This is a genomic window from Pseudomonas sp. GW821-FHT07G10 (assembly GCF_059418545.1).
On the sequence record NZ_JBWKQB010000008.1, the window covers coordinates 34,145 to 46,953 of the forward strand.

General features: G+C 60.7%; 11 protein-coding genes and 1 pseudogene. 9 read left to right on the forward strand and 3 right to left on the reverse strand.

The genetic code is table 11. The features are described 5' to 3' along the window. Position 1 precedes the first annotated feature (1 nt). The 7 genes from hpnH to AC07O1_RS11810 all read left to right on the forward strand — a co-directional run bounded on the left by hpnH (position 2) and on the right by AC07O1_RS11810 (position 7,642). The gene (hpnH, locus tag AC07O1_RS11780; RefSeq protein WP_495088876.1) at positions 2-1,135 is read left to right on the forward strand and encodes an adenosyl-hopene transferase HpnH; all 1,134 of its coding nucleotides are present in this window, start codon (positions 2-4) and stop codon (positions 1,133-1,135) included. Beyond that, positions 1,135-2,262 (forward strand): glycosyltransferase, encoded by a 1,128-nt coding sequence (locus AC07O1_RS11785; protein WP_495088877.1) that lies wholly within the window; start codon positions 1,135-1,137, stop codon positions 2,260-2,262. The genes hpnH and AC07O1_RS11785 overlap by 1 nt, the downstream gene beginning before the upstream one ends. A 287-nt stretch (positions 2,263-2,549) precedes the next feature. Continuing rightward, positions 2,550-3,437 carry a (2E,6E)-farnesyl diphosphate synthase gene (gene ispA, locus AC07O1_RS11790; protein WP_494992894.1) on the forward strand — a complete coding sequence of 296 codons (888 nt, stop codon included), beginning with the start codon at positions 2,550-2,552 and terminating at the stop codon, positions 3,435-3,437. A gap of 52 nt (positions 3,438-3,489) precedes the next feature. After that, positions 3,490-5,421, forward strand: coding sequence for a 1-deoxy-D-xylulose-5-phosphate synthase (gene dxs / locus AC07O1_RS11795; RefSeq protein ID WP_495088878.1), 1,932 nt, complete (start codon positions 3,490-3,492; stop codon positions 5,419-5,421). Positions 5,422-5,543: 122 nt separating this feature from the next. Further along, positions 5,544-5,864 carry an EamA family transporter gene (locus AC07O1_RS11800; RefSeq protein WP_494992892.1) on the forward strand — a complete coding sequence of 107 codons (321 nt, stop codon included), beginning with the start codon at positions 5,544-5,546 and terminating at the stop codon, positions 5,862-5,864. A gap of 233 nt (positions 5,865-6,097) precedes the next feature. After that, positions 6,098-6,571, forward strand: coding sequence for a MaoC family dehydratase (locus AC07O1_RS11805; RefSeq protein WP_495088879.1), 474 nt, complete (start codon positions 6,098-6,100; stop codon positions 6,569-6,571). Positions 6,572-6,613: 42 nt separating this feature from the next. Then, positions 6,614-7,642 (forward strand): D-cysteine desulfhydrase family protein, encoded by a 1,029-nt coding sequence (locus AC07O1_RS11810; RefSeq protein WP_495088880.1) that lies wholly within the window; start codon positions 6,614-6,616, stop codon positions 7,640-7,642. 78 nt (positions 7,643-7,720) lie between these two features. Here the strand turns inward: AC07O1_RS11810 and AC07O1_RS11815 are convergent. Then, a pseudogene (locus AC07O1_RS11815) lies at positions 7,721-7,912 on the reverse strand (HvfA family oxazolone/thioamide-modified RiPP metallophore); the annotation flags it as partial. Between the two features lie 282 nt (positions 7,913-8,194). Here AC07O1_RS11815 and ahr point away from each other — a divergent pair. Next, positions 8,195-9,226: an NADPH-dependent aldehyde reductase Ahr gene (gene ahr, locus AC07O1_RS11820; protein ID WP_495088881.1), complete on the forward strand. Its 1,032-nt coding sequence runs from the start codon at positions 8,195-8,197 to the stop codon at positions 9,224-9,226. Positions 9,227-9,291: 65 nt separating this feature from the next. On the opposite strand, the gene AC07O1_RS11825 is transcribed toward ahr, so the two are convergent. Continuing rightward, positions 9,292-10,404 carry a Gfo/Idh/MocA family protein gene (locus AC07O1_RS11825; RefSeq protein WP_495088882.1) on the reverse strand — a complete coding sequence of 371 codons (1,113 nt, stop codon included), beginning with the start codon at positions 10,402-10,404 and terminating at the stop codon, positions 9,292-9,294. Between the two features lie 227 nt (positions 10,405-10,631). Between AC07O1_RS11825 and AC07O1_RS11830 the strand changes: the two genes are divergently transcribed. Further along, complete coding sequence (locus AC07O1_RS11830; protein ID WP_495088883.1) at positions 10,632-11,852, forward strand: MFS transporter; 1,221 nt, start codon at positions 10,632-10,634, stop codon at positions 11,850-11,852. A 1-nt stretch (position 11,853) separates the two neighbouring features. Here AC07O1_RS11830 and AC07O1_RS11835 read toward each other — a convergent pair whose 3' ends face one another. Beyond that, on the reverse strand, positions 11,854-12,741 hold the full coding sequence (locus AC07O1_RS11835) for a LysR family transcriptional regulator (RefSeq protein ID WP_495088971.1): 888 nt from the start codon (positions 12,739-12,741) through the stop codon (positions 11,854-11,856). Between the last annotated feature and the right edge of the window lie 68 nt (positions 12,742-12,809).

Genomic DNA, 12,809 nt, shown 5'->3' on the forward strand with positions numbered 1-12,809 from the left:
CTTGGGCATTCCCCTTATTCAACAGGCCAGGATTGCACGCTACATCCTCGGCAAGAAGCTGAGAGGCCAGCACCGCTATCCACTGGCGATGATGCTGGAGCCCCTGTTCCAGTGTAATTTGGCCTGCGCAGGTTGCGGCAAGATCGACCACCCCAAGGACATCCTGCGCAAGCGCCTGAGCGTCGAGGATGCCTTGCGCGCCGTGGACGAATGCGACGCGCCCGTGGTCTCCATTCCCGGTGGCGAGCCCCTTATTCACAAGGAAATGCCGCAGATCGTGCGGGGCATTATTGCCCGCAAGAAGTTCGTTTATCTGTGCACCAACGCGATTCTGCTGACCAAGCACATCGATGAATACGAACCGTCCCCCTACTTCACCTGGTCTATCCATCTGGATGGTTTACAGCAGCGCCACGATGATTCTGTGTGTATGGAAGGCGTGTTCGACAAAGCCGTTGAGGCGATCAAGCTAGCGCTTTCTCGCGGCTATCGGGTGACCATCAATTGCACCTTGTTCAATCAAGAGCCGCCGGACAACATCGCTGATTTCTTCGACTACGCCATGTCCCTGGGCATCGAGGGCATCACCGTGTCACCCGGTTTCAGCTACGAGCACGCACCGCGTCAAGACGTGTTCCTTGGCCGCACCGAGAGCAGCACCCTGTTCCGCGAGGTGTTCAAGCGCGGCAAGGAACGCAAGAGCAAATGGGTGTTCAATCAGTCCTCGATGTTCCTCGACTTTCTCGCCGGCAACCAACGCTACCAGTGCACGCCGTGGTCCAACCCGACCTTCAATATTTTTGGCTGGCAGAAGCCTTGCTACTTGCTGGTCGATGAGGGTTACGCGCCGACCTACAAGGCATTGATGGAAGAAACCCAGTGGGAAAACTATGGCGTCGGTATTAACCCCAAGTGCGACAACTGTATGGCCCACTGCGGCTTCGAAGGCAGCGCCGTCAACGACACCTTCGACCATCCACTGAAAGCGATGCGTGTGGCCCTGTTCGGCCCCCGCACCGATGGCGTCATGGCGCCCGCGCTACCTGTGCTCTACAGCGAACGTGTCGAGCCCCCCTCCGCACGCATCCCGGTTCGCATCGTCGACCCCACCGGTGCGGATCCCGGTAAAGGCTAGTGGCGACATTGACCCTGTCCGCGTACGGCTGGGCGCTTACACTTCTCCCTGCCGTGATCTGGGTCGGCCTGCTCGTGGCGCCATGGCGGCCGTGGAGCACCCGCGAACGGCTTGAGGCCGACTCACACACCGGCGGTAAGACTGATCTCAGCGACATTACCGTGTTGATTCCGGCACGCAACGAAGCCGACACGCTCGGCGTTACCCTGACCGCCTTGCAGGCACAGGGCACAGGGTTGCAGGTGGTGGTCATCGACGACCAGTCCAGCGACGCCACGGCCACTATTGCTAGCGCCTTTCCTGACACTCGCGTCGTCAGCGGCCAGCCATTACCGGAGGGCTGGGCCGGAAAACTGTGGGCATTGGAGCAGGGAAAGTCCCACGTGCGTACGCCCATGACGCTGTTGCTCGACGCCGACATCCAGTTGCAGCCTGGCCTGCTGTCGGCGCTGCGGGCGTTCAAACAGCGTGAGGGGAAGCAGTTTGTTTCGTTGATGGCAGACCTGCGCCGCACCAGCTTTTGGGATCATCTGTTGTTGCCGGCGTTCGTCTATTACTTCAAATTGCTGTATCCGTTTGCCCTGTCCAATTCTCGCCATCGGTACGTGGCCGCGGCAGCGGGCGGCTGTGTACTGGTCGATACCGAGGTCCTGCAAAGTATCGGTGCCTTTACCTGCCTGCGGGATGCATTGATCGACGATTGCTCGTTGGCACGACAGGTCAAAAACGCTGGCTATCGTACCTGGCTGGGCCTTAGCCGTGGGGTGATTAGCCGGCGCCCTTACGGCACCCTGATCTCTATCCACGATATGGTCGCGCGTTCAGCTTTTACCCAGCTCGGCTACTCCATATGGATACTGCTGACCGTGACGGTGATGTTTGTCGTCGCCTATGCGGCACCGTTCGCCTTGCTGAGTTTGCCACTTGCTCGACCGTGGGCGCTGACTGCCTGGGGGGCCATGACGCTGAGCTATCTGCCGATATTACGCTACTACCGGATGTCTCCGTTCTGGGCCTTGTTGCTGCCACTGGGCGCAGCGTTTTACCTTGGCATGACCTGGAGTTCGGCGATCCGCTACTGGCGTGGAGTCCGTTCTCATTGGAAGGGACGAGTCTATAGTGCCTGATTCACGGGGCATTGATCCTTGGCGTCATTCGCCCTTCGACGACGCGCCGGTTGTAGCGTTTGCCGCAGAGCAATCGCTCTGCTAGTGTCAGTATTGAGTTGTTTTTTGAACCGCTGCCGACACTGGTTTCTGCCCATGGCCCCCAAGAAAGCCACCGTCGATTTCGAAAGTCCTCCCCTAAAACCGTGGCAGCCGGTTGCCCCTGATACAGACCGAGCAGAGTGTGCAGAACCTCCTCAAGCACGGCGTGCTCCTCGAACAGCGCCCTTCGGCGTGGACACTCAAGCATGATCGCGACCTACCAAAAACAATGCCAGGCGCGCGTCGATGCCGCTCTGGAAGAACTCCTGCTACCTCCACGCGACGAACTGCAACGCCTGTACCAGGCGATGCGCTACAGCGTCGTCAACGGCGGTAAGCGGGTCCGCCCGATGCTGGTCTATACCGCTTGCGAAGCCCTCGACGGCGCGGCGGAACAGGCCAAAGGCGCCGCCTGCGCAGTGGAGCTGATCCACGCTTATTCGCTGGTTCACGACGATCTGCCAGCGATGGATGACGACGACCTGCGTCGCGGCCAGCCGACCACCCACAAGGCGTTCGACGAGGCCTGCGCGATCCTCGCAGGCGATGGCCTGCAGGCGCTGGCCTTCGAGGTGCTCGCCGATCCCCGGCACAACCCTCAGAGTGCCGAAGTTCGCCTGGAAATGTGCGGTATCCTGGCGCGTGCCGTCGGCCCTGCCGGCCTGGTCGGTGGCCAAGCCATCGATCTCGAGGCGGTTGGTCACCAGCTCGATCAGAACGCTCTGGAAACCATGCATCGACACAAGACTGGCGCATTGATCGAAGCCTGCGTGCAGCTTGGCGCGCTGGCCAGCGGTAACGCAGACGAAGCCTCGCTACGAGCCCTGCGCGACTATGCTCGGGCCATCGGCCTGGCCTTCCAGGTGCAGGACGACATTCTCGACGTGGAGAGCGATACCGCCACCCTCGGCAAACGCCAGGGCGCCGACATTGCCCACGACAAGCCGACCTACCCGGCCCTGCTCGGTCTCGATGCGGCCAAGACCTACGCCCGCAGTTTGCACGACCAGGCCCTTTCCGCTCTGCATCCGTTCGGCGTCGGCGCCGAGCCGCTGCGCGCCCTGGCCTGCTATATCGTCGAACGGCGCCACTGAGCCAACCGGCGTCACCTGCGACCATTGGCCAAGTCCGCTAAAGGATCCTCCGATGTCCAAGACGTTCCATGAGATCCCCCGCATGCGCCCCGCCACTCCACTGCTGGACCGCGCCGCGACGCCGGACCGACTGCGTCTGCTCAGCGAGGCGGAGCTGGAAATACTGGCCGATGAGTTGCGTCAGGAGCTGTTCTACATCGTCGGTCAGACGGGCGGCCACTTCGGCGCCGGGCTCGGTGTGATCGAACTCACCATTGCCCTCCATTATGTCTTCGACACGCCCAACGACCGCCTGGTATGGGACGTCGGCCACCAGGCCTACCCACACAAGATCCTCACCGGTCGCCGGGGGAGGATGCACACCCTACGCCAGAAGGGTGGCATAGGCCCGTTCCCGCGCCGCATCGAGAGCGAGTACGACACCTTTGGCGTCGGTCATTCCAGTACCTCAATCAGCGCCGCCCTGGGTATGGCCATCGCCTCGCGCCTCAAGGGTGAGAGACACAAATCCATTGCCGTGATCGGCGATGGTGCACTGACGGCCGGGATGGCCTTCGAGGCGCTCAGCCACGCGTCGGATGTGAAGGCCGACATGCTGGTGATCCTGAATGACAACGACATGTCGATCTCCAATAACGTCGGCGGCCTGTCCAACTATCTGGCGAAGATCCTCTCCAGCCGCACCTATGCCAGCGTGCGCGAGGGCAGCAAGAAAATCTTGTCGCGCCTGCCCGGCGCCTGGGAGATTGCTCGCCGCACCGAAGAATGCGCCAAGGCCATACTGGTGCCCGGCGCCCTGTTCGAGGAACTCGGCTGGAACTACATCGGCCCGATCGACGGCCACGATCTGCCGACCCTCCTCGCCACCCTGCGCAACCTGAGCGACCTCAGGGGGCCGCAGTTCCTCCACGTGGTCACCAAGAAGGGTAAGGGGTTTTCCCCTGCCGAGGTCAATCCGATCGGCTATCACGCCATCACCAAACTGGAGCTGGAGCCCGCCGGTGCGCAGCCGCCGAAGAAGGCGAGCGGACCGAAATACTCTAATGTCTTCGGCCAGTGGCTGTGCGACATGGCCGCCACCGATTCGCGCCTGACCGGCATAACTCCGGCCATGAAAGAGGGCTCCGACCTGATCGCCTTCAGCGAACGCTACCCGGATCGCTATTTCGACGTCGCCATCGCCGAGCAGCACGCCGTGACCCTTGCCGCCGGCATGGCCTGCTCTGGCCTGAAGCCGGTTGTGGCGATCTATTCAACCTTCCTCCAGCGCGCCTACGATCAGTTGATCCACGACGTCGCGGTGCAAAATCTCGACGTGCTGTTTGCTATCGACCGCGCCGGTGTGGTCGGTGAGGACGGTCCGACCCACGCGGGCAGCTTCGACCTCTCCTATCTGCGCTGCATTCCCGGAATGCTGGTGATGACCCCCAGCGACGAGAACGAATTGCGCCGCATGCTCACCACCGGCTTCCGCTACCCAGGCCCGGCGGCGGTGCGCTATCCCCGTGGATGTGGGCCGAACGCGGCCATCGAACCTGGCCTGGAACCCCTGGAAATCGGCAAGGGCGTGCTTCGTCGCCGCGGCAAGCAAGTCGCCCTGCTGGTGTTTGGCACGCAGTTGCCGGAAGCGTTCAAGGTCGCCGAAGAGCTGGATGCCACGGTGGCTGACATGCGCTTCGTCAAACCGCTGGACGAGGCCTTGATACGCAAGTTGGCCTCCAGCCACGAACTCTTGGTCACCATCGAGGAAAATAGCATCATGGGCGGTGCCGGCAGCGCGGTGGCCACATTCCTCGCCAACGAGAACCTGGTCCAGCCGATCCTTCATCTGGGCCTGCCGGATCGCTACCTGGAACCCGCCCAGCCCGCCGAAATGCTCGCCGAATGCGGGCTCGACGCCGCCGGCATCGAAGCTGCGGTGCTCGGGCGCCTGGCACTGTTGCACTGGGCTGACGACGGGCAGAAACAAGGGGTTCTCCCGTAAGGGTCAAACACATTAAACTTTGCCCTCGCCTGAAAAGGCTGCGGCTGGCAGCAAGGTGTCCTTATATCAGCGAGCCCCGTTAGCGTCGCCGTTTGGCCTCAGCGCCCTGAACAAGGCTGCACGTGACTGCTTGTAATCCCCCTGAATTCGAAGCGAGGCTGCGAGGATTGTTAATCCCGTCGCCACGGTTGGCTGAAGATCGCCGGGCTTTTCTTGGCGTATCTCTTGGTCTTGGCCTTCTTGGTACTGGATTTGCGTACATTCTTTATTATTTCATTGTGCAACGCCTTGGTGCGCTTGCAGCGGCCTCGGTGACTTACATTCCACCGGTTGTGGCGTTGCTGATCGGATTTTTCGTGGCCCGGGAGCCAGTACATGTGATTGATCTTCTAGCCATCGCAGCAATTCTTGGTGGCGTGTACGTTGTGCAAGTCGGACGGTGACAGGCACTGGTGCTCCCTTCTCAGAACGGGCCAGGCCTGGAGCGTAATCGCAGTCACTGACACCTCTGGTTTGGTGTACCAGAGGGTTCGTTAGCCCTCCTCCCCTCCACCATCCGTCCGGTTTTTCTACGCCACAAAAATAGAGACTTGCAGCATGCAAACTGCCAAAGCATATTATTGCTGTAATATTGTTGATGAAGCGCAAAAAAATCAGGCCTATCGGAGTTGATCCCATGAATGATGCAACCCCCCTTCACAAGCTGTTCCTGGACGACTTATCAATCGGCGACACGTTCCGCAGCGGCACATACCTGATCGATGAGCAGCAAATAAAGAGTTTTGCACAGCAATTCGACCCCCAACCTTTTCATCTGGACAATCAGGAGGCTGAGCAAACTTTTTTTGCCGGGCTCGCTGCAAGCGGCTGGCATACGGCCGCCATCACCATGCGCTTACTTGTCTCATGCCTGCCTTTGGATGCGGGTCTTATCGGCGCTGGCAGCGAGCTGAGCTGGCCTACCGCTACTCGTCCTGGAGACGAACTGCACATCGAGACCTCCGTCCTGGCCATCAATCCTTCGAAGTCCAGGCTTGATCGCGGTCTTGTTACGTTCCAGACTGACACGCTCAACCAGCACGGTGAGTTGCGTCAACGCTCAGTCGCCAAATTGCTGATCTTTCGCCGCAGCACCTCCGCGGCCCACTGAAGCGTTTCAACTAAAAAGCTACGTGTTCGCGAGAGAACCTCCATGCCTCACGACCTGAGTCACCTTGACACCGCGCTTGCGGCCTACCCCCGGGTGGCGCTGCTGGAAGGCCCCACACCGATCCAGAAACTGTCTCGATTGAGCCAAATGCCCGAGCTGAACGGATGCAATCTCTACGTAAAGCGAGATGACCTGACTGGCCTCGGCGGGGGTGGAAACAAACTGCGTAAGTTGGAGTTTTTGCTCGGCGAGGCACTCGCCGAGGGCGCCGACACCCTGGTGACCTGGGGCGGTCTTCAATCCAATCACGCTCGGTTGACCGCTGCAGTAGCCGCCCGCCAAGGCCTGACCTGCGAACTGATTCTGACCCAATCTGGCGTGCGCACAGATGATGACTATCGCCTTAACGGCAACGTCCTGCTGGACGCTCTTTTTGGCGCTGCGATCCATCGGCTACCCCTCGGGGCTGTTCCCGACACCTATGCAGCAGAGCTGGTCGAGAAGCTCAAGCGACAGGGTAAAAGGCCCTTTGTCATGCCGTTGGGCGGTTCAAGTCCCAGAGGTTGTCTGGGCTATACCGCATGCGCAGCCGAGGTTCTTCGCCAGGCGGATGCTCTGGGACTCCATCTCGACCGTATAGTCGTCCCCAATGGCAGTAGCGGGACCCACTCGGGCTTGCTGGCCGGCGTCACCCTGGCCCGAGCATCAACGCGAATTATCGGATACACCGTACTTGGAACAGAAGAACAAGCTTTCGGTATAACCCTGGAAAAAACCCGACAAGTTCTACACCTCCTTGACCCGTCCACCATACTGGCTGAAAGCGCGCTCAGCGTGGATGGCAGCCAGCGTGGCGACGCCTATGGCGCCCCGACCGAAGCCATGCTGGAGGCTACCCGTCTACTGGCTTCCCATGAAGGGTTGCTCATTGATCCCGTATACGGCGGCAAGGCATTCGCCGGATTGCTGGCATCCGTCCGCCGTGGCGAATTCCCGGCCGGCAGCAATTTGCTCTTTCTGATGACTGGAGGAATACCGGGCATTTTCGCCTACCGTGCTGCCTTCAGCTGACCGGTCATGGGCGTTCTCCAGCGGTCGTAAAACCCTCCCTGCAGGCGAGCACCGGGAGGTTGGAACAACAGAGACGTATCAGCCCTTCGCCTGGCTCATGCGAGTGAACAGTTCAATGAGCATTTTCTTGCCGTTGAAGGTGTACTGGTTGGTCCTGAACGTGTAGACCTCGGCTTCGGAGAGGTAACCGTCTTTGTTGGTGTCCATGGCTTAGAATTCCTCACCGCCCTTCGGGGCCACGGTCAGGAGTTCCTTGAGCGAAGCACGGCCGTACCGGGGTGCTAGACTCAATCACGCCTTGGGCACTGATCAGCGTTGCTGCGGCCTCAACCCGCCGCGCTACAACGGTGACAGGCAGTTCAGACGTACTCTATTCAGCCAAACGTGAATGAGCTGAAATGCCCGCTTTCGGCATTGGATTCAACCGATGAATGCAATGGTTGACCAAGATATCGGCAACAGAGACGACGACAAGCGACACGCTACACTCCCCTGGCTCCGCCGCGGCACCTGAGCTGCCAAAGCCCCTGTCTCCTGATCTGGAGGTATCCAATGAGCGATAGTACCGAACTCACTTCCTTCACCGGCTGGGCCGCAACGGCGGCCGGTGCTCCACTGGAACGCTATAGCTACGATCCCGGTCCATTGGGGGACGAGGAGGTGGAAGTCGCCGTGGAGTATTGCGGCGTCTGTCACTCCGACCAGTCACTGATCGATAACGAATGGGGCATTAGCCACTACCCCTTTATCCCCGGCCACGAGGCGGTCGGCAGTATCGTGCGAGCGGGCGCTCAAGTACGCGGTCTTGAAGTGGGACAACGGGTGGGTATTGGTTGGTACAAGGGCAGTTGCATGCATTGCTCCTCGTGTATCGGAGGCTCCCATCACCTATGTGGCACAGTCCAACCCACCATCATCGGCAGCAACGGAGGCTTCGCCGACCGCCTGCGTTCGCACTGGGCCTGGGCTCTTGCGATACCGGATGGACTCGACCCGGCCATGGCCGGCCCTCTGTTCTGCGCCGGTTCGACGGTGTTCAACTCGCTTGTGGAATTCGACGTCAAGCCCACCGACCGGGTCGGTGTGGTGGGCATCGGTGGCCTCGGTCATCTGGCACTGCGCTTCCTTAACGCCTGGGGCTGCGAAGTCACGGCCTTTACCTCGTCGTTGAGCAAGCAGGACGAAGCCAGACGCCTGGGCGCGCACAAAGTAGTCGCCTCGACCGACAGCAATGCGCTGAAATCCATTGCCGGCACCCTGGATTTTCTCTTGGTCACCGCCAACGCCGACCTTGACTGGCCGGCCATGCTCGCAACCCTGCGCGGCAAGGGACGCCTGCATTTTGTTGGCGCAGTGCCCGGCGCTATTCCAGTGCACGTGTTCGACCTGCTTGCGCAACAGAAGACCTTATCTGCCTCGCCGGTGGGTTCGCCCAGTACCACGGCGACCATGCTGGAATTCTGCGCTCGTCATCAGATCCTGCCGCAGGTCGAGCACTTTCCCATGAGCCGGGTCAATGAAGCCATCGATCACTTACGCAGTGGCAAGGCGCGCTACCGCGTCGTGCTTGACGCCGGCAAATGACAGACTGGCGCGTCGGGTAACGCCGCACGCGCCTTCTTCTACCGCCGCTACTACAGCAGCCCCCTTCACCGGCTTGAGCGGAGCAGGCTAAGTGGCGACTGAATCCCGCTTTTTGCCGCATCCAGCAACTGATGCAAGCGCAGCGCATCCTTAAATGTCGCCGCCGCATGGGTGCCTTCGGCCACGTCTTGCGCATACACGTGATACAGCTCCGCCAATTCCAGTACGGCCGATGGCAATGAAGAGGCCGGCAGGCGCTGGTAGCACTCAGGCAGCGGGAGTAATTGCAGCGCGAGATTGTCGCCGTGGGCACCCTCAATCACGTAATCATCGCCGACATCACCAAAGGCGGAGCGGTTTGTGATTTTCAGGTCGCCCTGGTCGCCGGTGATATCGATCTGCACGCCCGAGCCGTTGCGCTTGCCGCCTTCAATGTGGACCGAAATGACTGCGCCGTCTTCCAGCAGGCCACTGAGCACCAGTTGGTCTGGAGCGCTGCTCTCCAGCACTTCGCCAGTTTCCTTGATGGTGATCTTGGGGAACTGATTGACCATCAACCCCGAGACACTGCTCGGCCAATCTGTGGCGGTGAAGAGCATGTCGAGGAAGTGCCCGGCATAGATCGCGATCACGCTGGAGAAGTTTTCCTCAGGGGCGGTCCAGCGCAGGGCGTTGGGGCGCAGGGCCTGAAAGTAGTTCATGCTGACGTGCATCCGCACCGAGCGCACTTTGCCGACGTAGCCTTGTTGCAGCAGGTCTTGCAGATAGCGGTTGTGCGGCGCATGGCGGCGTTGCAAGCCGACGATGTGACGCACGCCGGCATCGTTCGCCAGTTGCAGCAAGTTCTCGGAGTCAGCAGTGGTGGTGGTCAGCGGCCATTCGCAATAGACGTCTTTGCCGGCGGCGATGGCGGCGCGCACGGTTTTTTCGTGTTGGGGCGCGGTGTTGAGGACCAGGACGAGGTCGACTTCGGGGTTGTTGACCAGCCCGTCGACGGAATCCGCCACTTGCATGATGTCGTATTCACCGGCTGCCGCTTCGGCGCGGTCGCGATTTTCGCTGTACACCGCCTGCAAGTGATATTGCGGCAGCAGATCAAGCACGCGCAGATGACCGTGGCGGGCCCAGTTGCCGACGCCGATGATGCCGACGCGAATCGGGGAGTGTGGGGTTGTCATGGGTGAGTCCTCGCAAGGTGATGGTTGACGAGGTCAAGTCTAGGGAGCGCGCCCCTAAGGAAAAACTGGCCAAAGGGCCGAACACTGCGGACACGGACGGCGCTAATCCTCCGGCCAGAGCGGTTTGATTGTGGAGTGATTGATCCACAGTGATCGGACCCGCGCCCCGTTTTTCCCGAGGGAGAAGATCCCTAGCATGGCTCCACTCTTTACTGTGGAGCTTTCCCATGAACGATTTACACGCTTTACCGGCGACAGCTGCTCTCGCGCAGGAGGCGCCTTCTTCCTGGCGCGACTGGCTGTCGGTGTACTCGGTGGCGCTTGGCGCCTTTGCGTTTGTCACCACTGAATATTTGCCGGTCGGCGTCCTGCCGCAAATCGCCAATAACCTGGGCATCACCGATGGGGTGGCGGGGTTGATGGTGACCGTGCCGGGCGTTGTCGCGGCGGTGTCGGCGCCGGCGATCATGCTCGGCGCCGGACGGATGAATCGGCGGCATTTGCTGCTGTTATTGACGTTGTTGTTGGTGGTTTCCAATCTGGTGTCGGCCGTGGCGCCCACCCTGGCGATCATGCTGCTGGGCCGAGGGTTGCTGGGTGTGGCGCTGGGTGGTTTCTGGGCGGTGGCGATTGCGGCGGCCGGGCGCCTGGTCAGCGAATCAAAAGCGGCGAAAGCGACGGCATTGATCTTCGCCGGGATCACCTTGGCGACGGTGTTCGGTGTGCCGTTCGGGACATTTGTCAGCACGCTGTTTTCATGGCGCATGTCGTTCGCGGTAACCGCTGGGTTGGCCTTGCTGGCGCTGACCGCGCAGGCATTGACCTTGCCATCGTTGCCCTCCAGAGAGGGTTTGAAGATGCGTGCGTTGTTGGCGTTTCTCTCCCGCAGCAACGCTCGACGCAGCATGCTCTTGTTGGGCACGGTGGTGGCGGCGCACTTCACGGCGTACACCTACATTGCGCCGTTCCTGGGGCAGGACGCCGGTTTCTCTCCGGGCGCGATCACCGCGATTCTGCTCGGGTTTGGCCTGGTCGGTATGCTGGCGAATTTCGCCATGGCCGGGACCATCACCACACACCTGCGTGCGTCGCTGGGCGCGGTGGTGTTGCTGATGGTGATTGCGCAATTGACCTTGCCGCAGTTGCAGGGCTGGGGAGTGACCTTGGCGGTATTGGTATGGGGCATGGCTTACGGCGCCATTCCGCTCGGTGTCAGCAGTTGGATGCAACTGACTTCACCGCAATTGCCTGAGGCGAGTTCGGCGATGTTGGTCACCACCTTTCAGGTCGCGATTGCGTCGGGTTCGCTGTTTGGCGGTTTGATGGTCGATCACGCTGGCGTGAGTTCGGCGCTGCGGCTGGGTGCCGGCATCGGTCTGCTCGGGCTGGCGGTGATGCTCAGCTTCGGCGTCAACAAAGCCCCGATTGCCGAGGCCCTGCAACGCTGATTCAAACCTTCAAGATGTTGTCTTTGAAAAAATCGATCAACACTCGCAGCCTCGGTGCCGCCTGCTTCGACGCAGGCCATAGCATCCACAGGTTGCCGGTGTGGTCGGTGTAATCCTCCAGCACCACCTTCAGCCTGCCGTCCGCCAATGGCTGACGGATTGAAAAATCCGGCAAGCAGGCAATCCCCACCCCATCAATCGCCAGGTACGTCAGCGGATCCATCGTGGTGCAGGTCAATGCACGCGCCAGGTTCGGCTCGATGTGCGTGTCGTCCACGCGCAGCGGCCAGCGCTCGATCATCCCGGTGGCCGGAAATTTGTGCAGCAGGCAAGTGTGACGGATCAAATCGTCCGGATGTGCAGGGTCGCCATTGCGTTCCAGGTACGCCGGCGACGCCACCAACTGCAACTGATAGCCACCGAGCTTGCGCGCCATCAGCCGCGAATCCTGCGGCGCACCCGTGCGGATCACCGCATCGAACCCCTCCTCGATCACGTCCACCATGCGGTCGGACATATCCACGTCCAGCTCGATGTCCGGATAGGCACGCATGAACCCGGCCAGCACCGGCATGATCAGAACGTTCTGGATCGGTACGCTGATGCGCACCTTGCCACGCGGTGTGGCAGACAACTCCAGCAGCTCCATTTCCGCCGCTTCCACTTCACTGAGGATGCGTTTGCAACGGTCCAGAAACAGCTCTCCTTCGGTGGTCAGGGTGACGCTGCGGGTGCTGCGATGGAACAAGCGCACGCCGAGACGCTCTTCCATGCGCGCCACGCTTTTGCCAACGGCCGAGGAAGATATTTCCAGCAGACGCCCTGCTTCGGTGAAGCTGCGGGTTTCGGCCACCTGGATAAAGGCCGTGATACCGCTGAGGTTGTCCATCATGGGAGGTATGCTCGATGCTGAAGGAGGGTTAACGCAGAGTAGAGATGGGTGGTGGATTTGCAAAG